Here is a 21,914-nt window from a genome sequence, read left to right as displayed (position 1 = left end):
CAACGGCGCGGCATCGGCTGTATCCTGCGCGCTGCGAGCGCGTTCGCCGTCCAAGAACCATTCATAACGCATTTCCTGGAGAGACACATGAGCGACCAGAAGAAGCCCTGGCGGCTTGAAACCATTGCCGTGCATGGCGGCTATCGTCCCGATCCCACCACGCGCGCCGTGGCCGTGCCCATCTACCAGACGGTGGCCTACGCGTTCGACGACACGCAGCATGGCGCGGACCTGTTCGATCTGAAGGTGCCGGGCAATATCTACACCCGCATCATGAATCCCACGACGGACGTGCTGGAGCAGCGCGTGGCGGCCCTGGAAGGCGGCGTCGCCGCGCTGGCGCTGGCCTCGGGCCAGTCCGCGGTGACCTACGCCGTCATGACGATCGCCGAGGCCGGCGACAACATCGTTTCCTCCAGCACGCTGTACGGCGGCACCTACAACCTGTTCGCGCATACGCTGCCGCAGTACGGCATCTCCACGCGCTTCGCCGACCCCGCCGACCTGGCGTCGTTCGAAGCGCAGATCGACGAGCGCACCAAGGCCATCTTCGCGGAATCCGTCGGCAATCCGCTAGGCAACATCACCGACATCGCGGCCCTGGCCGAACTGGCGCATCGCCATGGCGTGCCGCTGATCGTGGACAACACGGTGCCGTCGCCGTACCTGCTGCGTCCCATCGAGCACGGCGCCGACATCGTGGTGCAATCGCTCACCAAATACCTGGGCGGCCACGGCACGAGCCTGGGCGGCGCCATCATCGATTCGGGCAAATTCCCCTGGGCCGAGCACAAGGCCCGCTTCAAGCGCCTGAACGAGCCCGACATCAGCTACCACGGCGTGGTCTACACCGAGGCCTTCGGCGCGGCCGCCTACATCGGCCGGGCCCGCGTGGTGCCGCTGCGCAATACGGGCGCGGCGATCTCGCCTTTCAACGCCTTCCAGATCCTGCAAGGCATCGAGACGCTGGCGCTGCGCGTGGACCGCATCGTCGAAAACGCGGTCAAGGTCGCCAATTACCTGCGCGAGCATCCGAAGGTCGAATGGGTCAACTATGCGGGCCTGCCCGACCATCCGGACCATGCGCTGGCGCAGAAGTACCTGGGCGGCAAGGCGCCCGGCCTGTTCACGTTCGGCGTCAAGGGCGGCCGCGAGGCCGGCGCGCGCTTCCAGGACGCGCTGCAGCTTTTCACGCGGCTGGTCAATATCGGCGACGCCAAGTCGCTGGCGACGCACCCTGCGTCCACGACCCACCGCCAGCTCAATCCGGAAGAGCTCCGGAAAGCGGGCGTGCGCGAGGAAACGGTGCGCCTGTCCATCGGCATCGAGCACATCGACGACCTGCTGGCCGACCTGGACCAGGCGCTGGCCCAAGCGTGACGGCAGCGGGCGGCGCGGCCGCGGCCCGCGCCGCCAGGCCTATTTGAGCCGGCCTCTGCCGCCGGCGGGGCAGACCAGCTCGCGCAGCCTGCGCTGCACGGGATCGTGCGCAATGGGTGCGTTGCGGATGCCCGCCGTCGGCAGGGACTCCACGAGCTTGCCGGTGGCGTTCTCGCCGGCGTAATGCAGGGTCTGGTCCACGGTGTAGGTGTTGGCTTCGCAGTTCAAGCTGACCGGCTGGGTCACCGAGCGATACGACTGCCCGTTGGTTTCGGAGATTCTCGGCTGGGCGTAGAACCAGGCGACCGTCACGGCCATCACGGCGGGGCGTTCGGTTACGGGCTTGATCGAAGCGCTGTCGTAGAACACGCCCGGCATGGTCTGCGGATCCAGCGGCGCCCATTCGGGGCCGCCGAACAGCATGCCGGCCGGACCGGGGTCCCGGGGCACCACGTTCACCGCGCACGCGCCGGCAGGAACGGGGTCTCCTTCGCGCACCGTGATGGTTTCGCAAGCGCCGGGCGGGGCGGCCGGCGCGGCGCCTGCGCACGCGACGGCCAGCACGGCGAGGGCAATTCGGGATCTTGCGTGCCTTGCGGTCATGGGGACGTTCCGTTCGGTAAGCAACGGGCCATTGCCCGGCGGACTCCCAGAAAGCCATGGGATGCCCTTGATCATACTGGCGGGGCGGGCGCTTGGGCGCCTCCTTTCGGGACTAGGCTGTCAATACGTATTCCGGATAGCGCTTGCAGATCTCGGCCACCTGGCTGAGGGTGCCCGACAGGTGTTCGCGCAGCACCTGCTGCGCGCGCTGCGGGTCCTGGGCGACGATGGCGTCCAGCAGGCGCTGGTGATCGTCCAGGATGCGCTCGGCCTTGCCGGCTTCCGGCAGGTGCAGGCGGCGCAGGCGGTCCAGGTGGCCGCTGTAGCGCTGTTCCAGCTCCCATAGCCGGCCCACGCCCGCCGCTTCGTGCATGTCGCGGTGGAACGCCTGGTCGGCGTCGATGAATTGCCGGTACTGGCCGCTGGCGTGGCTGGCGCGCTGCAGCGCGATGCTGGCCTGCAGGCGCTGGAACAGCACCGGATCGGGCCGTTGCGCCAATATCTGCACGATCTCCAGTTCGAGGGATTTCCTCAGGAAATGCGCCTCGCGGGCGGCGGCGATGTCGATGCGGCTGACCACCGTCGTGTGCTGGGGGTAGATCTCGACCAGCGCTTCTTCCGCCAGCCGCATCAGGGCGTCGCGGATGGGAGTCTGGCTGAGGCCGTAGGTGTCGGCCAGCGTTACGCGCGACAGCGGCGCCCCGGGGGCGAGTTCCAGGGATACGATCTGTTCGCGCAGGTGTTCGAAGACTTGCGGCGCCGCATGGCGCGAGCGGTCCAGTCGGAGCTTGGGGCTAGGCATCGGGTAGCGCGAAGGGCAAGGGCCACGGAAACGGAGATGCCGAGTGTAGCGGGTTTTCACCTAACTGACGCACTAATACATTAGTGTTTAAATGCCTTCATCCCATTCCGGTCCAAACGCCGCACCCATGAAACGTTCCTACGAAACGCTCCGCAGCGCCGCCTGGATGGCCAAGGATGACCTGCGTTCCTTCGGCCACCGCTCCCGCATGATGCAGATGGGCTACGGCCCCGATGACTGGGCGGGCCGCCCCATCATCGCCATCGTCAACACCTGGTCCGACCTGAATCCGTGCCACAGCCATTTCAAGCAGCGGGTGGAGGACGTCAAGCGCGGCGTGTTCCAGGCGGGCGGCTTCCCCGTGGAGCTGCCCGCCATTTCGGTGTCGGAGTCCTTCGTCAAGCCGACCACCATGCTGTACCGCAACTTCCTGGCCATGGAGACCGAGGAGCTGCTGCGCAGCCATCCGGTGGATGGCGCCGTTCTCATGGGCGGCTGCGACAAGACCACCCCGGGCCTGATCATGGGAGCCATCAGCGCCGGGCTGCCCTGCATCTACGTGCCTGCCGGCCCCATGCTGCGCGGCAACTGGAAGGGCAAGATCCTGGGTTCCGGCTCGGATGCCTGGAAACTCTGGGACGAGCGGCGCGCCGGCAGGATCACGCGCGAGCAATGGACCGAAGTGGAAGGCGGCATCGCCCGCAGCTACGGCACCTGCATGACCATGGGCACGGCCAGCACCATGACCGCCATCGCAGAGACCATAGGCATGACGCTGCCTGGCGCCTCGTCGATTCCCGCGGCGGACGTCAACCACATGCGCATGTCGGCCGAGTGCGGGCGGCGCGCGGTGGAGATGGTCTGGGAAGAGCTGACGCCGCAGCGCGTCCTGAGCCTCGCCTCCTTCAAGAACGCCATCAATGTCGCCATGGCCATGGGGTGCTCCACCAACGCCATCGTGCACCTGGTCGCCATGTCGCGCCGCGCCAACTGCGCCGTCGGCCTGGACGACTTCGACGCCGCCAGCCGCAAGGTACCGGTGATCGCCAACATCCGGCCCAGCGGCGACACCTACCTGATGGAAGATTTCTACTACGCCGGCGGGCTGCCGGCGCTGATGTCGCGCCTGCACGGCCACCTGGATGCTTCCGCCATGACGGTTACCGGCAAGACGCTGGGAGAGAACATCGCGGGGGCCGAGGTCTGCAACGACGACGTGATCCGCACGCCGGAGACGGCCATCTACCAAGAAGGCGCGCTGGCCGTGCTGCGCGGCAACATCGCGCCCGACGGCTGCGTCATCAAGCCCAGCGCCTGCGCGCCGCAGTACCTGCGCCATACCGGGCCCGCGCTGGTGTTCGACGACTATCCCAGCATGAAGGCCGCGGTGGACGACGAGGACCTGGACGTCACGCCCGACCACATCATGATCCTGCGCAACGCCGGCCCGCAGGGCGGCCCCGGCATGCCGGAATGGGGCATGCTGCCCATCCCCACCAAGCTGGTGAAGCAGGGCGTGCGCGACATGCTGCGCCTGTCCGACGCCCGGATGAGCGGCACCAGCTACGGCGCCTGCATTCTGCACGTCGCTCCCGAAAGCTATGTGGGCGGTCCGCTGGCCCTGGTGAAAACGGGCGACCTGATCACCGTGGACGTGCCGGCCCGCAGCATCCACCTGAACGTCGGCGACGAAGAACTGGCGGCGCGGCGCGCCGCCTGGACGCCGCCGCCCAAACGCTACGAGCGCGGCTACGGCTGGATGTACTCCCGCCACATCCTCCAGGCCAACGACGGCTGCGACTTCGACTTCCTCGAAACCGGCTTCGGCGCCCCGGTGCCCGAACCCGAGATTTTCTGACGCTTTCCCTCATCCCCGCTTCCGGAGCCACCGTGTCCCAACTGCATCCCGAAACCCGCGCCAGGCTGGCCGGCGTCAGCACCGCCACCCTGTGCACCGCCTTGTTCAAGCGCGGCCTGCGCAATCAGTTCATCCAGGACGTGCGGCCGCTGAACGCCTCGCTGCCCAACATGGTGGGCCCGGCGTTCACCTTGCGGTACATCCCCGCGCGCGAGGACCTGAACACCATCAAGGTATTCGAAGACCGTTCGCATCCGCAGCGCGTCGCGGTCGAGACCTGCCCGGAGGGCGCGGTGCTGGTCATGGACAGCCGCAAGGACGCGCGGGCGGCGTCGGCCGGCTCCATCCTGGTGACGCGCCTGATGAAGCGCGGCGTGGCCGGCGTGGTCACGGACGGCGGCTTGCGCGATTCGCCCGAGATCGCCGAGCTGGGCTTCGCCGCCTACCACCAGCGGCCGTCCGCGCCGACCAATCTGACCCTGCACCAGGCGCTGGATATCAACGCGCCCATCGGCTGCGGCGACGTTGCGGTGTTTCCGGGCGATATCGTGGTGGGCGACCGCGAGGGCGTCGTGGTGATCCCGGCGCACCTGGCCGACGAGATTGCGGCCGAAGCCGTGGAAATGACCGCCTTCGAGGACTTCGTGGCCGCCCAGGTGCGGCAGGGCGCGTCCATCCTCGGTTTGTATCCGCCCACCGATCCGGGCACCAAGGACAAATTCGCCGCATGGCGCAAGGAACAGGGCCGTTGAGCCTTGCCGCCGGCAAGGCCGGCCCCCCAGACCGATAACGAGAGGCAGGAGACAACATGAACAAGCAACGACGCGGCGCGCTGGCCGCGCTGCTGGGCGCCGCCATGCTGGGCGCGCTCGCATTGCCCGCGCGCGCGGCCGACTGGCCGGCGCAGAAACCCATTTCCTATGTGGTGCCGTTCACCGTGGGCGGGTCGACCGACGTGGTGGGCCGCGTGCTGGCCCAGAAGCTCGGCGATCGCCTGCGCCAGAACGTCATCGTTGAGAACAAACCGGGCGCGGCCGGCGGCATCGGCGCGACCTACGTAGCCAAGGCGCCGCCCGACGGCTACACGCTGTTCGGCGGCACGATCAGCACGCATGCGATCAATGCCAGCCTGTACAAGAACCTGAAGTACGACCCGGTCAAGGATTTCGAGCCCGTATCGCTGATCGCCTATCTGCCCAACGTGCTGCTGGTGGATCCGAACCTGGGCGTGAATTCGGTGGCCGAGCTCATCGCGCTCCTGAAGCGCGATCCGGGCAAGCGCACCTTCGCGTCCTCCGGCGCGGGCACTTCCACCCACCTCGCGGGCGAACTGTTCTCGGGCATGATCGGCGTGCCGCTCACGCACGTGCCCTACAAGGGCACGCCGCCCGCCATGGTGGACGTGTCCTCGGGCGCCGTGACCTTCATGTTCGACCAGATGACGGCCGCGCTGCCGCTATTGCAGACCGGCAAGCTCAAGCTGCTGGCCGTCACCACCAAGGACCGCATCGCGCTGGCGCCGGACGTGCCGACCATGCAGGAGGCCGGCGTGCCGGGTTTCCAGATGGCGTCCTGGCAGGCCGTGTACGCGCCCAAGGGCACGCCCAAGCCCATCCTGGACAGGCTGGCGCAGGAAATCGCGCTGATCCTGAAAGAGCCGGACGTGCGGGAAAAGCTGGGCAAGACGATGGGGATGGAGCTGGTGGGCAGCTCCCCCGAACAGCTGCGCGACCTGATGGCGGCCGAGATCCCGCGCTGGGCGGAAGTCGTCAGGAAGTCGGGCGCAACGGTGGAATAGCGCGGCCTAGTTGATCTTGATGTTGCGCTCCTTGACCAGCGTCTTCCATTGCGCGGTTTCGCGGGCCAGGTAGTCGCGCAGTTCGTCGGGCGATCCGCCGATGGATTCGGCGCCGATCGAATCGAGGGTGGCGCGCACCTTGGGGTCCGCCAGGGCCTGGCGCATAGCGCCGTTCAGCTTGGCCACGACTTCCGGCGGCGTGCCCGCCGGCGCGAAGGCGGCGAACCAGGGCATCAGCTCGTAGCCGGGCAGGCCGCTTTCCGCGATGGTGGGCACGTTGGGCAAGGCGGCCGAGCGCTTGCTGGTGGTCACCCCCAGGGCGCGCAGCTTGCCGGCCTGGATGTGCGGCTTGGCCGAGGTGATGCTGTCGAACATGTAGTCCACCTGCCCGCCGAGCAGGTCGGCGATGGCCGGGCCGCTGCCCTTGTAGGGCACGTGCAGCATTTCCACGTTGGCCATGGAAAGGAACAGTTCGCCCGCCAGGTGGATGGACGTGCCCACGCCCGCCGAGGCGTAGGTGTAGTGGTTGGGCTGCGCCTTGGCCTTGGCGATCACGTCCTGCACGCTGGCGGCGTCGGTGCGGGCGGGATTGGTGACCAGCACGTTGGGCACCACGGCCAGCAGCGAGATGGGCGCGAAGTCCTTGATGGGATCGTAGTTCAGGTCGGCGTACAGCGCGGGATTGACGGCCATGCCGTTGGCCACGATCAGGATGGTGTAGCCGTCGGGCTTGGCGCGGGCCACGCTGGCCGCGCCGATGTTGCCGCCCGCGCCCGCGCGGTTCTCGACGATGAACGAGGTGTTGAGCTGCTTGCCCATCGATTCGCCCAGCGTGCGGGCGATGCTGTCCATGGCGCCTCCGGGCGGGAAGGGCACGATCCATTTGACCGGGCGTTCCGGATAGCCGTCGGCCCGCGCGGCGGGGGCGCCGCCCAGGATGGCCAGCCCGGCGCAGGCCAGGACGAGGGTGTTGAATGCTTGACGCAAGCGCATGATTGTCTCCGTAGTGCTTGAATTATCGTGGCGCGGCGCCGTGGCGCGCGCGATGCCGCCGGGGGTCAGCGGTCCCGGCGGTAGAAGGACAGCTTGTCCTCGTCCAACGCCAGTCCGAGGCCGGGGCCATCGGGCAGTTCCATTTCAAAATCCGAGAATCGCGGCGGGTTGGCGACGATGTCGTCCTTCAACAGCAGTGGGCCGAACAGCTCGGTGCCCCAGGACAGGCGCGGCAGGCAGGCGAAGCCGTGAGCGGACGCAATAGAGCCCACCGAGCCTTCCAGCATGGTGCCGCCGTAGAGCGACATGCCGGCCGCGTCGCCCACGGCGGCGGTGCGCAGCATCTCGTGGATGCCGCCCGACTTGGAGATCTTCAGGGCCAGCACGTCGGCGGCGCCCAGCCGCGCGATGTCCAGCGCGTCCTCGGGGCCGTTCAGCGCCTCGTCCGCCATGATGGGCACCACGAAACGGGCGGCAAGGCGGGCCATGCCGGCCAGGTTGGCGCGGGGGATGGGCTGTTCGATCAGGTCCACGCCCGCCGCTTCCAGCCGGGCGATGGCGCCCGCCGCGTCGGCTTCGTTCCAGGCCTGGTTCACATCGACGGTGACGCGGGCGCGGTCGCCCAGGGCCTGCTTGATGCGCGAGACGTGGGCCACGTCTTCCGAGACCGCGCGCCGGCCCACCTTCAGCTTGAAGGTGTTGTGGCGGCGGCTTTGCAGCAGCGATTCGGCTTCCTCGATGTCGCGGGCGGTGTCGCCGCTGGCCAGGGTCCAGAGCACCGGCAGGCGCGTGCGCACCGCGCCGCCCAGCAGCGTCGACACGGATACGCCCAGGCGCTTGCCCTGGGCGTCCAGCAGCGCGCTTTCCAGCGCGGACTTGGCGTAGCGGTTGCCGCGGGCCACGGCGTCCAATCGGCGCATGGCGGCGTGGATGTTGGTGGCGTCCATACCGGCCAGCGCCGGCGCCAGGTAGGTATCGATGGCCAGCTTGATGCCTTCGGGACTTTCCTCGCCATAGGAAAGGCCGCCGATGGTGGTGGCTTCGCCGATGCCTTCGATGCCGTCGCCGCAACGCAGGCGCACGATCACCAGCGTCTGGCGCTGCATGACGGCCATGGCCAACTGGTGGGCGCGGATCGTCGGCAGGTCCACCAGGATCGCCTCGACGGAGAGAATGCTTGCCTGATTCATACTTTTATTGCCAGGATTCTAGGATGACGGCAGTATGGCTTGCATTATCAGCCCGAGTCCAAGACTATATGGGTTCCAATTAATACCTTTATGGTCTGAATAATCCATGCAACTCAGGCATCTGCGCTATTTCCAGGCGGTCGCGGAGGAGGGCAGCTTCACCCGCGCCGCCGCCAGGCTGCACATGGCCCAGCCTCCGCTCAGCCGCCAGATCCGGCAGTTCGAGGAGGAACTGGGCGTGCAATTGTTCGAGCGGACGACCCGGGCCCTGCGCCTCACGGATGCCGGCCGCTTTCTGCTGGAGCAATCGCGGCTGCTGACGGTGCGCCTGGAGGAAGTGCTGGAAGGCACGCGCAGGCTGGGGCAGACGCAGCGGCGATGGTTCGGCATAGGCTTCGTGCCGTCCACGCTGTATGGCTTCGTTCCCGAACTGATCCGGCGGCTGCGCGGGGCGGATCCGCTGGTCGAAGTGGGCCTGGCGGAGATGACGACCTTGCCGCAGCTCGAGGCGCTGAAGGCGGGCCGCATCGACCTGGGCATCGGTCGCATTCTGCTGGACGATCCGGCCATCGAGCGGCGGGTGCTGATGACCGAACCGCTGATGGCCGCGGTGCCCCTGAGCCATCCGCTGGCGGGCCTGACGCGCGTGTCGGTCGAGCGGCTGGCGCAGGAGCCTTTCGTGCTGTATCCGGCGCGGCCGCGTCCGAACTTCGCGGACCACGTGCTGGGCCTGTTCCGCGCGGCGGGGCACGCCTTGCAGGTGGTGCAGGAAGCGAATGAGCTGCAGACCGCTATCGGCCTGGTCGCGGCGGGGCTGGGCGTGAGCGTGGTGCCGGCCTCGGCGCAGCGCCTGCAGCGGCAGGACGTGGCGCACGTGCGCATCGACGCGGACGCCTTCGTTTCGCCCGTGATCGTCAGCTATCGCAAGGACGACGCGTCCCCGTTCCTCGAACGGGCGCTGTCGCTGGCGACGGCGCTGGCGCGCGGGCAGGCAGGCGGGGAGGGGCGCTTGCCGTTTTCAGGGTGAGGCCGCAAAATAGCGCGCGTCCTCCGACCATTTCACGCCCCGCCACAAGGGCGTCGCCCATGACCGACCCCACCAGTCTGTTCAACCGCCATCGCGCGCGACTGCACGCGATCGCCTACCGCATGCTGGGCGCAGTCGCCGAAGCCGAGGACGTGGTGCAGGATACCTGGCTGCGCTGGCACGAGGCCGATCCTTCCCGGCTGGACAACCCCGAGGCCTGGCTGGTGACGGTGGCCACGCGGCTTTCCATCGACCGCCTGCGCGCCGTGAAGTCGCAGCGCGAAAGCTACATGGGCATCTGGTTGCCCGAGCCCGTGCTCATGCCGGCTCCGGCCACGCCGGAGGAGATCCATGAGCTTGCCGATGATGTGTCGGTGGCGTTTCTGTTCATGCTGGAACGGTTGTCGCCGGAGGCCCGGGCCGCATTCCTGATGCGCGAAGTGTTCGACGAGGATTACCCGGACGTCGCGCGCACCCTTGGCAAGACCGAGGCTGCCTGCCGCCAGTTGGTGCGGCGCGCAAAGCAGCAGTTGCGCCAGGAGGCCCCCCGCCGTGCCGTCTCCCGTGAAACCCACCATCGCCTGATGCAGGGCTTCGCCGACGCCATGCGGCATGGCGACTTCCATGGCCTGCACGCCTTGCTCAGCGACGATGCCGAGCTGATCGGCGACGGCGGCGGCAAGGTGCCCAGCTTCTCCAGCCTGGTGGGCGGCAGGCGCCTGGCGCAGCTGTTCTACGCCGGCAAGCGGCGGTATGGGGATGACCTGCGGGTGGAGTTGGCGCAGGTGAACGGCGAATGGACCCTGCTGCGCTTCATCCAGGGCGAGCTGGAATCGGTGCAATCCTACGAAACCGACGGCGAGCGTATCGTCCGGGTCCTGGTGCAGCGCAACCCGGACAAGCTCGCGCGCGTGGCCACCGCTTTCTTCCCGCGCTGAATCCGGGGCCGCGCATTGGTGCCGCGCGGACAACATCATGATCCCGCCCAGGGATCTACCGGGGCGCCGCCCGGTTTCCTACCATGGACCCGTTCCCACTCACCACCGAGGAAAGGCCATGTTGAAGAGAATAGGCAAGGGATTGCCCTTGATCGCCGCCGGACTGCTCGCCGGCCCCCTGGCGTTTGCTGCGCCGCCGCACCCGGGACCGCACGGCGGCAAGGCCGCGGATCCCATCGTGACGGAATTGATGACCAAGGACTTGCCCGACATCGCCGGCAAGGACGTGCTCATGATTACGGTGGACTACCCTCCGGGGGCGGCAGATCCGGTCCACCGCCATGACGCGGACAGTTTCATCTACGTGCTGGAAGGCAGCATCGTGATGCAGCTGCGGGGCGGCAAGGAAGTGACGCTGACTCCAGGCCAGACGTTCTACGAAGGCCCGGACGACGTCCATACCGTCGGCCGCAACGCCAGCCGGACCAAGCCCGCCAAGTTCCTGGTCCTGTTGATCAAGAAGCAGGGCGCGCCCGCCGTGCTGCCCGCACAGTAGGACGGGATGGCGCGAACGGTCCCGCGGATTTTTTTCGAGAAGGACGTCACAAACCGGGCGGCTCGCGCGTCTTAGGGGAATGGACACCAAAAATTTCCCTGCCGGCGAGATCGCGGCCGCCTCCGATCCTCATTCCGCCCCGGCCACCGGCGCCGATTCGCTGGCGGACAGTTTCGCCACCAGTCATGCCGGCGTCGTGGCGTTCATCGCCGTCGCGTCCGAGGGCAATTTCGCCAAGGCCGGAGACCGCCTGGGCATCGGCCGCTCCGCCGTGAGTCGCAGCGTGCAGAAACTGGAAGACCAGCTGGGCGTCCGGCTTTTCGTGCGCACGACCCGCAGCACCTCGCTGACGCGGGAAGGCGAGCGGTTCTACGAGAATTGCTTTCCGGGCGTGGAGCGCATCGTGCAGGCGCTGGACGACATGCGCGAGCTGCGCGAGGGGCCGCCTTCGGGGCACCTGCGGGTGTGTTCGACGGTGGGCTTCGGGCGCAAGATCGTCGCGCCCCTGCTGAAAGGCTTCCGCGCAGCCTATCCGGACGTATCCGTCGAACTCATGCTGGACGACGCGACCACCGATTTCACGAAGGACCGCATCGACGTTTCCTTCCGCAACGGCCGGATGGAGGACAGCCAGGTGATCGCCAAGCAGTTGATTCCCATGCAGATGTCGCTGTGCGCCTCGCCGGCCTATGCCAGGGCGCACCCGCTGCCGCGGGAGATCGAGGACCTGGCCCGGCACCGCTGTGTGAATTTCCGGCTGGCGTCGGGCCGCGTATACGAGTGGGAGTTCAAGGTGGGCGGCCATATGCGCAAGTTCGCGCCGCCGGCGATGCTGGCCTTCAACGATGCCGACCTGGTCCTGCAGGCCGTGCTCGACGGCGAGGGCATCGCCCAGATGGCCGGCTACCAGATCAGCGAGCACCTGCGCGCGGGCACGCTGGTGGCGTGCCTGCCGCAGTATTCGCCCGACGACCGCGGGCACTACCTTTGCTATCTCAGCCGCCAGCACCTGCCGGGGCGCATCCGCGTATTCATCGACTACATGACCACGAACATCCGCGCGCTGGACCTGCAAAGCCTGGACAGCCAGCTGCTGAAGCCCTAGCGATCCGCTATTCCGTCAGCACGACCACGCTATGCATGCCTTGCCGCGCCATCTTGGAATAGGGGCACAGCCGCTCGGTGTTGCGCACCAGTTCCTCGGCCACGGGCCGGTCCAGGCCGGGAAGGCGGATCGTGATGTGAGCGGCCAGGGCATACAGGCCGTCCACCGGGTCGCGGCCGAACGTGATGGCCGCCTTGACCGTGGCGTCCGGTATCGCCAGGCCGGCCTTGGCGGCGAGCAGGCAGAGGGCGCCGTGGAAGCAGGCGGCATAGCCGGCCGCGAACAGCTGTTCCGGGTTGCTGCCTCCGCCGGGCCCGCCCAGTTCGGGCGGCAGCCGCAAGTCGACCCGCAGCGCGCCGTCGTCGGAGCGGGCGATGCCGGAAGCCCGGCCATGCGCGGCTTCGCCGCCTTCGACCATGACGGTCGCGGTATACAAAGGCTGGAATTCTTCCCCGCGGTACTTGTCCAGCAGGGTCAGGGGGGGAGGTTGCAGTTTGCTCATGAATGTCCCGTTGGACCGGTTCGCGGGAAATGGCGGCGGCGGCCGCTGAATGCCGCCATTTTCTCGCAGTTCGTCTTTACTGCCTTGCGGTGGCGCGGCTGAACCAGGTCTCGAACCCGATCTCTCCAAGGCGCGGGCCGGGGCCGGGCACCAGGGTATCGTCCTCCAGCAGGGCGCCGAAGTAGCGCGCCTGTGCATCCGCCACCACCTTGCGTCCATCGCCGGTCTTCTGCAGGTAGCGTTGCACGAGGGCGGCCAGGCGCACGCGCTCGGGGCCAGCGATCTCGATGGTGCCGTTGACCGGCGGAGCAAGCGTCGCGTCAGCCATGGCCAGGGCCACGTCGTCCGAGGCGATGGGCTGCACGTAGGCGGGCGACAGGCGGATTTCGTCGCCGACGGCGCCGGACTGCACGATGCCGCCTAGGAACTCGAAGAACTGGGTGCTGTGGACGATGGTGTACGGAATGGCAGCGGCCTCGATCAGCTTCTCCTGCGCGATCTTGCCGCGGAAGTAGCCGCTTTCGGCCAGCCGGTGCGTTCCCACCACCGACAGCGCCACGTGGTGGCGCACGCCCGCCGCGGCTTCGGCCGCCAGCAGGTTGCGCCCCGAAGTCTCGAAGAATTCGAGCACGGCGCGGTCCTCGAACGAGGGGGAATTGGCGACGTCGACCACGACGTCGACGCCTGCCAGCGCTTCCGGCAGGCCCGCGCCCGTGATGGTGTTCACGCCCGTGGCGGGCGACGCGGCAATCGCTTCATGGCCGCGCTGGGCCAGGATCTTGACGAGTTTGGAGCCGATCAGGCCGGTTCCGCCGATGACGAGGATCTTCATGGCGGCCTCCTCAGTCCAGCTTGGCTTTGTCCAGGCCGTAGGCCTTGTCGGCCGAGCCCGGGACGGTGCGGAAGCCTACGTTGAGGCGGTTCCAGCCATTGATGGCCATGACTGCGAAGCTCAGGTCCGAGATTTCCTTCTCCGAGAACTCGGAGCGCACGCGTTCGTAGACCTCGTCGGGCACGCCGTGTTCGGGCAGGCGGGTCAGGACTTCGGTCCAGGCCAGGGCGGCGCGCTCGCGCGGCGAGAACAGCGTGGATTCGCGCCAGATGGCGATATGGTGCAGGCGCAGCTCGCGCTCGCCGTGGATCTTCGCCTGCTTGACGTGCATGTCCAGGCAGAAGCCGCAGCCATTCATTTGGGAGGCCCGGATCTCGACGAGATGCAGGATCGAAGACTCGATGGCGCCGGACTGCAGAAGCATGCCGAATTCGACGAACTTCCTGAACAGTTCGGGAGATTGCGCGAAGGCGTTGACGCGTTGGCTCATGGTGATTCCCTCGGTAGGTTGGACGCTGCCCGCAGGGCGGGCCGCAGAGTAAGTTGCAGGCGTGCAGGCAACGTACAAATCGTAGGCGCCGAGGAACTCCCGCGGTAGGCGCGGCGAGGGGATCACCATGTTGCCTGCCGGGCACCAATCGCCCGCGCCGGCGGCCCGGGAAGGCATTTTCACATTGCGTATCGGTATTTGTTGCGCGTATTGCACGCCCCTATCCTGTTTTCACCGACATCGATAGGGGCGGCACATGACCACACTTGAACGCACGCGGCTGGATGTCCGGCCGCTTTCCGTCTTCACCGGCGCCGAGATCCACGGCGTGGATCTCAGGCAGCCGCTGGCGCAGGACGAGATCGACCAGATCAAGGCCGCGCTTCAGCGCTGGAAGGTCGTGTTCTTCCGCGACCAGCACATCGACCACGCGCAGCACCTGGCGTTCGCGCAGCATTTCGGGCGGCCGACCTCGGCCCATCCCTATGACGCCAACCCGCCGGAAGGCTATCCGCAGATCCGCACGATCTCGTCGACGTCCAAGGTCGGCCGGCGCGGCGAGCGCTGGCATACCGACGTCACCGGGGTGGTCAATCCGCCCGCGGCCTCGATACTGCGCGCTGGCGCCCAGGTGCCGGAGTACGGCGGGGATACGGTGTTCACCAACCTCGCGGCGGCATACCGGCACCTGTCGCCCGCGGTGCGCGCGCTTGCGGACGGACTGTGGGCGCGGCATCAGTTCGGGGGCTACAACGGCGATCTGGACAATCAAACCGTGTACGCCCAGCGCGTGCAGGCCAGTCCGCTGGTGTCGGAGCATCCGGTGGTGCGGGTGCTGCCGGAAACGGGGGAACGCGTGCTGTTCGTCAATCCGGGCTTCACGCGCCGGATCAAGGATGTAAGCGAAGAGGAAAGCCGCCATCTGCTGAACCTGTTCTTCGAGGAGATCGCGCGGCCGGAATACACGGCGCGCTTCCGCTGGCGGCCCGGCAGCATTGCCTTCTGGGACAACCGCGCCACCGCGCACCAGGGCCCGGGGGATTTCGCCCACCTCGACGTCGAACGCGTGCTGTACCGCATCACGCTGGAAGGCGACGTGCCGCAGGGTGTGGACGGCAGGCGTTCCAGCGCGGTGCTCGGCAAGCCGTTCAGCGCCTATGGCATCGATACGGGAGCCGTGGCATGAGCATCACGCGCAAATCCGCCCTCCGCGGCGGGCTGGGGTTGTTGGCCGGCGTCGTGCTGGGGGCCGGCCTGCTGGGCAATTTCGCGGGGTCGGCGCCTGTGCCGGGCGAGGATGTCAACCGTTATCCGAACCGGCCGGTCAAGATCATCGTGCCGGTGTCGGCGGGCGGCAGCGCCGACAAGCTCGCGCGCACCGTCGCGCAGAAGCTGGGCGAGAAGTGGAAGCAGAGCGTGGTGGTCGAGAACCAGCCTGGGGCCAGCAGCGCCATCGGCAACGCCGCGGTGGCCCATGCCCACGGAGACGGCTACACGCTGCTGCTGGCGGGCGACGCGCTGTCGCTCAACGCCCTGCAGCCCGGCAAGCTTTCGTACGATCCCTTGCGCGACCTGCGCGGCGTGACCAAGGCCGTCGTCAATCCGCAGTTGCTGGTGGTGCGTCCCAGCCTGGGCGTCCGGACGTTCCAGGAGTTCGTGGAACTGGTGCGGCGCCGGCCGGGCGAAATCTCGATGGCGCTGCCGGGCGGCGCCGGCAGCCTGCAGCATCTGGCGGTGGAGCTGCTGAACGAGCGCATCGGCGCCAAGACCAACCAGATCCCGTACCCCGGCGGCGGGCCGGCCACGCTGGACGTGCTGGGCGGCCACGTGGACGCCATGCTGATCACGCTTGCCGCGGCAACCGAGAACGTGCGCAGCGGCAAGCTGGTGGCGCTTGCCGTCACCACGCCGTACCGCTCCAAGGCGCTGCCGGACGTGCCCACCATCCAGGAAGCCGGATTGGCGGATTACGTCGTCGAGAGCTGGCAGGGCTTTTCCGTGCCGGCCTCCACGCCGGGCGCGATCGTCGACCGCATCCACCGCGACGTGGTGGCGGTGCTGCGCGAGCCCAAAACCTCCGCGCTGCTGGAGAACCTGGGCTTCACCATCGCGGCCAGTCCGCCGGAGGCCGTGGACCAGACAGTGCGCGACGACATCGCCGCCTATCGGAAAGTGATCGTGTCGGCGGACGTGAAACTGAAGTAGCCGCGGGGCGAGGGCGGCATCGAGGGGCGCGGCGCTTGCCGCGCCCTTTGTCGTTCGCGCCTTGGGAAGACGTGGCGGCGGCGGCCTCATATGGATATCTGAAACGCTTCTTTGCCTTGGCGTCTTGCGGCAAGCAGCATGGAGGTCCGTTCATTGCACACGACAGAATCTCATGGCTATCCGCAAGTCACCGGGCGCGGCCCGGATCGCAATCTCCCTGGCCCTGGCCGCCGCCGCCGGCGCGGCCCACGCCGACGCGACCCTGGACAAGGTCAGGGAACGCGGCACGATCACGATTGGCGTGCTGGCCAACGGTGGCGTATTCGGTTCGCTGGATCCGGCCACGCAGCAGCTGGTGGGCTGGAACCCCGAACTGGCGCGCGAGCTGGCCAAGGGCCTGGGGGTGAAGGCGGAACTGGTGCAGGTCCAGACTGCCACGCGCACGCAGTTCCTCATTTCGGGCAAGGTGGACCTGCTGATCGCGTCCATGGAACTGAACCCGGAGCGTGCCGAGATCCTGGGCTACGCGCCCACGCCGTTCTTCCGAGTCGGCGGCGCCGCGGCCACGCGGAAGAACAGCGGCATCGCCAAGTGGGAAGACCTGCGCGGCAAGCCGGTGTGCGTGTCGCAGGGCAGCAGCTTCGCGCGTCCCTTGTCGGCCGACTACGGCGCGCAGGTCAAGGGCTACAAGAGTTCGTCGGATTCGCTGCTGGCGCTGCGCGGCGGCCAGTGCGTGGCGGCGGTGCACGACTCCACGCTGATCCATCCCTTGCTGCGCAACAACCCGGAATGGGCGGACTACCACGCGCCCATCGCCACCGAAGTGCTGCCGGCCAATTCCGTCGTCTGGACCCGCAAGGGCGAGGCCGACACCATCGCGGCCGTGGACAAGGTGGTGCAGGACTGGCACCGCAGCGGCTGGCTGATCGCCACCGAAAAACGCCTGGGCATCGAGCCGCCGCAGCCGCTGCTCGAAGCGCTGCACGCCAAGTACAAGCAGGGCAGCTGAGCGCGCCCGGGACCCCGACGGAACCACGCAGATGAAGCAATCACGCATCGAGCCGGCCCTCGCGCTGGCGCTGGCCGCGGCGACGGCCCTGGCGGCCGGCCCCGCGCACGCGGACGCCACGCTGGACCGGATCAAGCAGCGCGGCCGGATCGCCATCGGAATCGACGGCGCCAGCCCGCCTTTCGGGCTGCTGGATCCGGCCACCGGCAAGGTGGGCGGCTTCCAGACCGAGCTGGGCGCGGATCTCGCCCGGCGGCTGGGCGTAACGCTGGAGACCGTGCCGGTCACCGCCGCGACGCGCGTGCAGTTCCTGCAGGCGGGCAAGGTCGACCTGCTGATCGCGAACATCCAATGGACGCAGGAACGTAGCGAGATCCTCAGCTATGCGCCCACGCCCTACAACCTGGTGGGCGGCGCGGCCATGGTGTCCAAACAGAGCGGCATCAAGCGCTGGGAGGACTTGAAAGGCAAGGTGGCCTGCGTGTCCCAGGGCAGCAATTTCGCCAAGCCGCTGCAGGAGACCTACGGCGCGGTCGTCAAGGGCCTGCGCAACATTCCCGAGTCGCTGCTGGCGCTGAAAGGGGGCAGTTGCGACGCGTCGGTGCACATCCAGCCGGCCCTGTACGAGACGCTGCACGGTCCGAACGGCGGGCAGTGGAGCGGCTACGAACTGGCCACGGCCGACCAGCTGATCCCGTCGCCCACCGTCATCTGGACGCGGCGCGGGGAGACCGAGACGCGCGCCTTCGTGGACGGCGCGATCCGCGACTGGCTCAAGACCGGGCTGCTGCTGCGGGAAGCGGAACGCTTCGGCGTGCCGGCCGATTACCTGAGGCAGGCGAGCGCGGCGGCGCGGGAAGGCCGCTACGAAAGCGCGCCGCCCGAGGCCGCCGCCCGGCCATGACCGATGGCGGCGCCATCCGGCCCGCCATGCCCGCAACCGACCCATCCGCAAGGTTCATCATGACTGCATCCCTGTTCCCCGGCGTCCTGTCGCGCCGGGCCCGCGGCGCCGAACTGTCGCCCATCGCCGCCGCCGGCGCGCGCGCGGCGCGGCTGGCGGCCGAAGGCCGTTCCATCGTGACGCTGACGTCGGGCGAACCCGATTTCGATACGCCGTCGCCCATCAAGGACGCCGCCGGCGCGGCGCTTGCGCGGGGCCAGACCAAGTACACGCCCACCGCGGGCACGGCGGCGCTGCGCCGCGCCGTGGCGCAAGGCTACCGCCAGCGCCATGGGCTGGACGTGGACGCGTCCAATGTCATCGTGTCCAACGGCGGCAAGCAGGTGATCTACCTGGCGCTCAACGCCACGCTGGACGAGGGCGACGAAGTGATCGTGCCGGCCCCGTACTGGCCGACCTTTCCGGACGCCGTCCGGATCAATGGCGGAACGCCGGTCGTCGTGGAGACACGCGCCGGGGATGGGTTCACGCTGACGCCGCGGGCGCTGCGCGAGGCGATCACGCCGCGCACGAAATGGCTGATCCTGAATTCGCCCGCCAATCCCTCGGGCGCGGTCTACGGCGCCGATGAGCTGGCGGCGCTGGCCGCGGTGCTGCGCGAGGCGCCGCAGGTGCTGGTGCTGTGGGACGAGATGTACGAGGAAATATGGTTCCAGCGGCCGCCCGCTCATCTGCTGCGCGTGGCGCCGGATCTGGCCCATCGCGTGCTGGCGGTCAACGGCGTGTCCAAAGCCTATGCCATGACCGGCTGGCGGATCGGCTGGGGCACGGGGCCGCAGCCGCTGATCCACGCGCTGGAAGCGGTGCAGTCCCAAGTGTCCTCGGGCCCCAGTTCGGTGGGCCAGGCAGCGGCGCTCGCGGCGCTGGAGGGCGCGGCCGACGGCTTTGTCGAAACGGCCCGCCTGGCCTATGCGCGGCGGGCGCGGCGCGTGGTGGAGGGGCTGGGGGCGATCGAGGGCCTGCGGGTGCATGCGCCGCAAGGCGCGTTCTTCGCCTGGATCGGCGTAGCGGGCCTGATCGGCGCGGCGCGGCCCGATGGGCGGCTCGTCGCGGACGATGGCGATGTGGCCTCCTGGCTGCTGGAGGCGGAAGGCGTGGCCGTGGTGCGCGGCGCGGCCTATGGCCTGTCGCCGTACCTGCGGCTGTCGTTCGCGGCGTCGGACGCCGACATCGAGGCCGCCATTGCCCGCGTCGGGCGCGCGGTCGCGGCGCTGGCGCCGGCCGGGTCCGACGTCCTGCCGCGGGAGGAGGCCGCATGATCGAGCCGGCATTGCGCGCATGGGTGGAATTCTTCAAGCCGCTGGGCCTGAACTACGGCTTCGTGCTCGATCCGGGTGAACTGGCGGCCTTCGGCCACGGGCTGCTGGTGACCCTGCAGCTGTGCGCCTGGACGATTCCCGTCAGCCTGCTGGTCGGCGTGCTGATCGCCGCCGGCCTCACCAGCGGCCGCGCCTGGCTGGCCCGGCCGCTGCAGGCCTTCGTGGAAGTCACGCGCAACACGCCCACGCTGGTGCAGCTGTACTGCGCCTTCCTGGTGCTGAACATGCTGATCACGCAGAAGCTGGGCGGCGGCAATCCGATCACGCCGTTCGCCTGGGTGGTGATCGTGGTCGCCTTGCACAAGGGCGTGTTCCATGCCGAGGCCCTGCGCGCCGGGATCCAGGCGGTGCCGGGGGTGACGCTGGAAGCGGCGCGCTCGCTGGCGTTTTCGCGCGGCCAGATCCTGGTCCAGGTGCAGTTGCCGCTGGCGCTGCGCTTTGCGCTGCCGGCCCTGGTCAACAACCTGGTGGACCTGGTGAAGATGACGGCGATCGCCTCGGCCATCGCGGTGGGCGACGTGACCTACGAGTCCATCATGATCTGGTCGCACCGGGACAATGTGCTGGAGCTGCTGCTCCTGATCCTGCTGTATTTCGGCCTGCTGACCTGGCTGGTCAGCGCGGGCGGGCGCTGGCTGGAAGAACGTTTGAGGATGCCCGGCTATGGCCAATGATCTTGCATTGAACGCGGGGCGCGGCCAAGCCGCCCGAGGCGGGCCGTCGGCGCTGCTGCGCGACCCATGGGTCGTCCTGCTGCTGGCGCTTGCCGCGCTGGCCCTGGCCTGGGCCGCCACCGATACCGCGCCGGCGGCCGCGAGGGCGCTGTGGCACTGGTCGCCCGCGCTGCTGCGCGGCCTGGGGGTCAATATCCAGATCAGCGTGCTGGCCATGGCGCTGGGCACGGTCGTGGGCCTGGCGGTCGGCGCCTTGTCGCTGTCGCCGTCCGCGCTGCTGCGGCGGCTGACGCGGGCCTATGTGCTGCTGTTTCGCAACGCGCCCATCCTGGTGCTGGTGTATTTCACGACCTACGTATTCCCGTTCGAGCTGAGCGTGGGCGGGTGGAGCGTGCCGTTTCCGGACTGGATCAAGGTCGTGATCGGCCTGGGCCTGCCGGCCAGCGCCAACGTGGCGGAGATCTTCCGCGGGGCGATCCAGTCCATCCCGAGCGCGCAATGGGAGGCGGCCCAGTCGCTGGCGTTCCGGCGCGCGCAGATCTTCCGCATGATCGTGCTGCCGCAATGCGTGCGCCGGATGCTGCCCTCGTGGATGAACCTGTACGCCAGCATCACCATGAGCACCTCGTTGGCCTCGCTGGTGGGGGTGCACGACCTGGTCGACACGGCCACCGTGGCAAGCAACACCGTGGCCCGCAGCGACTTCACCATCCTTGTGTATTTCACCCTGTTGGCGCTTTTCTTCGCCTATTGCTATCCCATCGCGCGCTGGACGCGGTATCTGGAACGACGCCATGAGCATCATTGATTCCGAGGCGCGCGCCGCCTCGCCCGCGGCCGCCGCGCCGCAGCCCGCGCCCCTGGTCAGCCTGCGCGACGTGCACCTGGCCTTCGGCCAGACAGAGGTGCTCAAGGGCATCGACGTCGAAGTCCGGCGCGGCCAGGCCGTGTCCATCATCGGGCCGTCGGGCTCGGGCAAGTCCACCATCCTGCGCTGCGTCACCGGCCTGCTGCGTCCGCAGCGCGGAGAGATCGAGGTCGACGGCCTGCGGGTGGACGAATTGCGGACGGAAGCCGAGCTGATCCGATTGCGCCGGCGGGTGGGCTTCGTGTTCCAGCAATACAACCTGTTCCCCCACCTGAGCGTGCTGCAGAACCTGGTGATCTCGCCCGTCAAGGTCGGCGGCGAGCCGCGGGCGCAGGCGCAGGCGCGGGCCCGGGAGCTGCTGGCGAAGGTGCGTATGGAGCACAAGGAGAACGCCTATCCCGGCGAACTCTCGGGCGGGCAGCAGCAGCGCGTGGCGATCGCGCGCGCGCTGGCGCTGCAGCCCGAGCTGATCCTGTTCGACGAAGTGACCTCGGCGCTGGACCCGGAGATGGTCGGCGAAGTGCTGACCGTGATCCGCGACCTGGTGCAGGACGGCCTGACCTGCATGCTGGTCACGCACGAGATGCGCTTCGCCGAAGAGGTGAGCGACACCGTGTACTTCACCGAAGCCGGGCGCATCGTCGAATCCGGCCCGCCGTCGCGCCTGTTCGGCGCGCCGGCCAGCGGGCGCACGCGCGCCTTCCTGCAACGTTCGTCCGGCGCGCCCGCGGCCCGCAAGGCGTCCGACCCCATCCAGAACTATTTGCGCATCGACCCGCTGCGCCTCGCAGTGTGAATCCC

At 68.4% G+C, this 21,914-nt stretch carries 23 protein-coding genes; 16 read left to right on the top strand and 7 right to left on the bottom strand.

The features are described 5' to 3' along the window. Nucleotides 1-87 precede the first annotated feature (87 nt). A complete protein-coding gene (locus ACN6PJ_RS14465; protein ID WP_427996556.1) occupies nucleotides 88-1,380 on the top strand; it encodes an O-acetylhomoserine aminocarboxypropyltransferase/cysteine synthase family protein in 1,293 nt (430 codons plus the stop codon). A gap of 39 nt (nucleotides 1,381-1,419) precedes the next feature. On the opposite strand, the gene ACN6PJ_RS14460 is transcribed toward ACN6PJ_RS14465, so the two are convergent. Both ACN6PJ_RS14460 and ACN6PJ_RS14455 read right to left on the bottom strand, forming a co-directional pair. Beyond that, a complete protein-coding gene (locus ACN6PJ_RS14460; protein WP_427996555.1) occupies nucleotides 1,420-1,983 on the bottom strand; it encodes a surface-adhesin E family protein in 564 nt (187 codons plus the stop codon). 112 nt (nucleotides 1,984-2,095) lie between these two features. Continuing rightward, nucleotides 2,096-2,785: a GntR family transcriptional regulator gene (locus ACN6PJ_RS14455; protein ID WP_427996554.1), complete on the bottom strand. Its 690-nt coding sequence runs from the start codon at nucleotides 2,783-2,785 to the stop codon at nucleotides 2,096-2,098. A 127-nt stretch (nucleotides 2,786-2,912) separates the two neighbouring features. On the opposite strand from ACN6PJ_RS14455, the gene araD reads away from it, so the two are divergent. Genes araD through ACN6PJ_RS14440 form a run of 3 tightly spaced genes read left to right on the top strand, consistent with a single transcriptional unit; the run spans nucleotide 2,913 to nucleotide 6,441 of the window. Next, complete coding sequence (gene araD / locus ACN6PJ_RS14450) at nucleotides 2,913-4,643, top strand: L-arabinonate dehydratase (protein ID WP_427996553.1); 1,731 nt, start codon at nucleotides 2,913-2,915, stop codon at nucleotides 4,641-4,643. 41 nt (nucleotides 4,644-4,684) lie between these two features. Then, on the top strand, nucleotides 4,685-5,395 hold the full coding sequence (locus ACN6PJ_RS14445; RefSeq protein ID WP_427996724.1) for a ribonuclease activity regulator RraA: 711 nt from the start codon (nucleotides 4,685-4,687) through the stop codon (nucleotides 5,393-5,395). Between the two features lie 56 nt (nucleotides 5,396-5,451). Then, entirely contained in the window at nucleotides 5,452-6,441 is a 990-nt protein-coding gene (locus ACN6PJ_RS14440) for a Bug family tripartite tricarboxylate transporter substrate binding protein (RefSeq protein WP_427996552.1), read from the top strand. Nucleotides 6,442-6,447: 6 nt separating this feature from the next. Here the strand turns inward: ACN6PJ_RS14440 and ACN6PJ_RS14435 are convergent, their stop codons facing one another. Next, nucleotides 6,448-7,434 (bottom strand): Bug family tripartite tricarboxylate transporter substrate binding protein, encoded by a 987-nt coding sequence (locus ACN6PJ_RS14435; protein ID WP_427996551.1) that lies wholly within the window; start codon nucleotides 7,432-7,434, stop codon nucleotides 6,448-6,450. Nucleotides 7,435-7,499: 65 nt separating this feature from the next. Beyond that, entirely contained in the window at nucleotides 7,500-8,624 is a 1,125-nt protein-coding gene (locus ACN6PJ_RS14430; RefSeq protein ID WP_427996550.1) for a muconate/chloromuconate family cycloisomerase, read from the bottom strand. Between the two features lie 106 nt (nucleotides 8,625-8,730). Between ACN6PJ_RS14430 and ACN6PJ_RS14425 the strand changes: the two genes are divergently transcribed. The 4 genes from ACN6PJ_RS14425 to ACN6PJ_RS14410 all read left to right on the top strand — a co-directional run bounded on the left by ACN6PJ_RS14425 (nucleotide 8,731) and on the right by ACN6PJ_RS14410 (nucleotide 12,250). Next, entirely contained in the window at nucleotides 8,731-9,651 is a 921-nt protein-coding gene (locus tag ACN6PJ_RS14425) for a LysR family transcriptional regulator (protein ID WP_427996549.1), read from the top strand. A gap of 59 nt (nucleotides 9,652-9,710) precedes the next feature. After that, nucleotides 9,711-10,589, top strand: coding sequence for an RNA polymerase sigma-70 factor (locus tag ACN6PJ_RS14420; protein ID WP_427996548.1), 879 nt, complete (start codon nucleotides 9,711-9,713; stop codon nucleotides 10,587-10,589). Between the two features lie 118 nt (nucleotides 10,590-10,707). Then, nucleotides 10,708-11,145 (top strand): cupin domain-containing protein, encoded by a 438-nt coding sequence (locus ACN6PJ_RS14415; RefSeq protein ID WP_427996547.1) that lies wholly within the window; start codon nucleotides 10,708-10,710, stop codon nucleotides 11,143-11,145. 79 nt (nucleotides 11,146-11,224) lie between these two features. Next, nucleotides 11,225-12,250, top strand: coding sequence for a LysR family transcriptional regulator (locus tag ACN6PJ_RS14410; RefSeq protein ID WP_427996546.1), 1,026 nt, complete (start codon nucleotides 11,225-11,227; stop codon nucleotides 12,248-12,250). A 7-nt stretch (nucleotides 12,251-12,257) separates the two neighbouring features. On the opposite strand, the gene ACN6PJ_RS14405 is transcribed toward ACN6PJ_RS14410, so the two are convergent. The 3 genes from ACN6PJ_RS14405 to ACN6PJ_RS14395 form a co-directional block, all read right to left on the bottom strand. Further along, complete coding sequence (locus ACN6PJ_RS14405; RefSeq protein WP_427996545.1) at nucleotides 12,258-12,752, bottom strand: Ohr family peroxiredoxin; 495 nt, start codon at nucleotides 12,750-12,752, stop codon at nucleotides 12,258-12,260. Nucleotides 12,753-12,828: 76 nt separating this feature from the next. Further along, complete coding sequence (locus ACN6PJ_RS14400) at nucleotides 12,829-13,584, bottom strand: SDR family oxidoreductase (RefSeq protein WP_427996544.1); 756 nt, start codon at nucleotides 13,582-13,584, stop codon at nucleotides 12,829-12,831. A gap of 10 nt (nucleotides 13,585-13,594) precedes the next feature. Continuing rightward, nucleotides 13,595-14,074 (bottom strand): carboxymuconolactone decarboxylase family protein, encoded by a 480-nt coding sequence (locus ACN6PJ_RS14395; RefSeq protein ID WP_427996543.1) that lies wholly within the window; start codon nucleotides 14,072-14,074, stop codon nucleotides 13,595-13,597. A gap of 256 nt (nucleotides 14,075-14,330) precedes the next feature. Between ACN6PJ_RS14395 and ACN6PJ_RS14390 the strand changes: the two genes are divergently transcribed. From ACN6PJ_RS14390 to ACN6PJ_RS14355, 8 genes are all read left to right on the top strand, one after another. Further along, nucleotides 14,331-15,260 carry a TauD/TfdA dioxygenase family protein gene (locus ACN6PJ_RS14390; protein ID WP_427996542.1) on the top strand — a complete coding sequence of 310 codons (930 nt, stop codon included), beginning with the start codon at nucleotides 14,331-14,333 and terminating at the stop codon, nucleotides 15,258-15,260. Then, nucleotides 15,257-16,279, top strand: coding sequence for a Bug family tripartite tricarboxylate transporter substrate binding protein (locus ACN6PJ_RS14385; RefSeq protein WP_427996541.1), 1,023 nt, complete (start codon nucleotides 15,257-15,259; stop codon nucleotides 16,277-16,279). Before ACN6PJ_RS14390 ends, ACN6PJ_RS14385 begins: the two co-directional genes overlap by 4 nt. Before the next feature lie 172 nt (nucleotides 16,280-16,451). After that, nucleotides 16,452-17,288 (top strand): transporter substrate-binding domain-containing protein, encoded by an 837-nt coding sequence (locus ACN6PJ_RS14380; protein WP_427996540.1) that lies wholly within the window; start codon nucleotides 16,452-16,454, stop codon nucleotides 17,286-17,288. Between the two features lie 31 nt (nucleotides 17,289-17,319). Continuing rightward, nucleotides 17,320-18,192: a transporter substrate-binding domain-containing protein gene (locus ACN6PJ_RS14375; protein WP_427996539.1), complete on the top strand. Its 873-nt coding sequence runs from the start codon at nucleotides 17,320-17,322 to the stop codon at nucleotides 18,190-18,192. A gap of 59 nt (nucleotides 18,193-18,251) precedes the next feature. Next, on the top strand, nucleotides 18,252-19,511 hold the full coding sequence (locus ACN6PJ_RS14370; protein ID WP_427996538.1) for an aminotransferase class I/II-fold pyridoxal phosphate-dependent enzyme: 1,260 nt from the start codon (nucleotides 18,252-18,254) through the stop codon (nucleotides 19,509-19,511). Next, nucleotides 19,508-20,245, top strand: coding sequence for an amino acid ABC transporter permease (locus ACN6PJ_RS14365; RefSeq protein ID WP_427996537.1), 738 nt, complete (start codon nucleotides 19,508-19,510; stop codon nucleotides 20,243-20,245). The genes ACN6PJ_RS14370 and ACN6PJ_RS14365 overlap by 4 nt, the downstream gene beginning before the upstream one ends. Beyond that, a complete protein-coding gene (locus tag ACN6PJ_RS14360) occupies nucleotides 20,235-21,053 on the top strand; it encodes an amino acid ABC transporter permease (protein WP_427996536.1) in 819 nt (272 codons plus the stop codon). The genes ACN6PJ_RS14365 and ACN6PJ_RS14360 overlap by 11 nt, the downstream gene beginning before the upstream one ends. Next, nucleotides 21,040-21,909 carry an amino acid ABC transporter ATP-binding protein gene (locus ACN6PJ_RS14355; RefSeq protein ID WP_427996535.1) on the top strand — a complete coding sequence of 290 codons (870 nt, stop codon included), beginning with the start codon at nucleotides 21,040-21,042 and terminating at the stop codon, nucleotides 21,907-21,909. Before ACN6PJ_RS14360 ends, ACN6PJ_RS14355 begins: the two co-directional genes overlap by 14 nt. Nucleotides 21,910-21,914 lie beyond the last annotated feature (5 nt).

This window comes from Achromobacter sp. (assembly GCF_050285585.1).
GTDB lineage: Bacteria > Pseudomonadota > Gammaproteobacteria > Burkholderiales > Burkholderiaceae_B > Achromobacter.
Note: the sequence above shows the minus strand (reverse complement) of the source record. Positions and strands in the feature narration are given on the sequence as shown.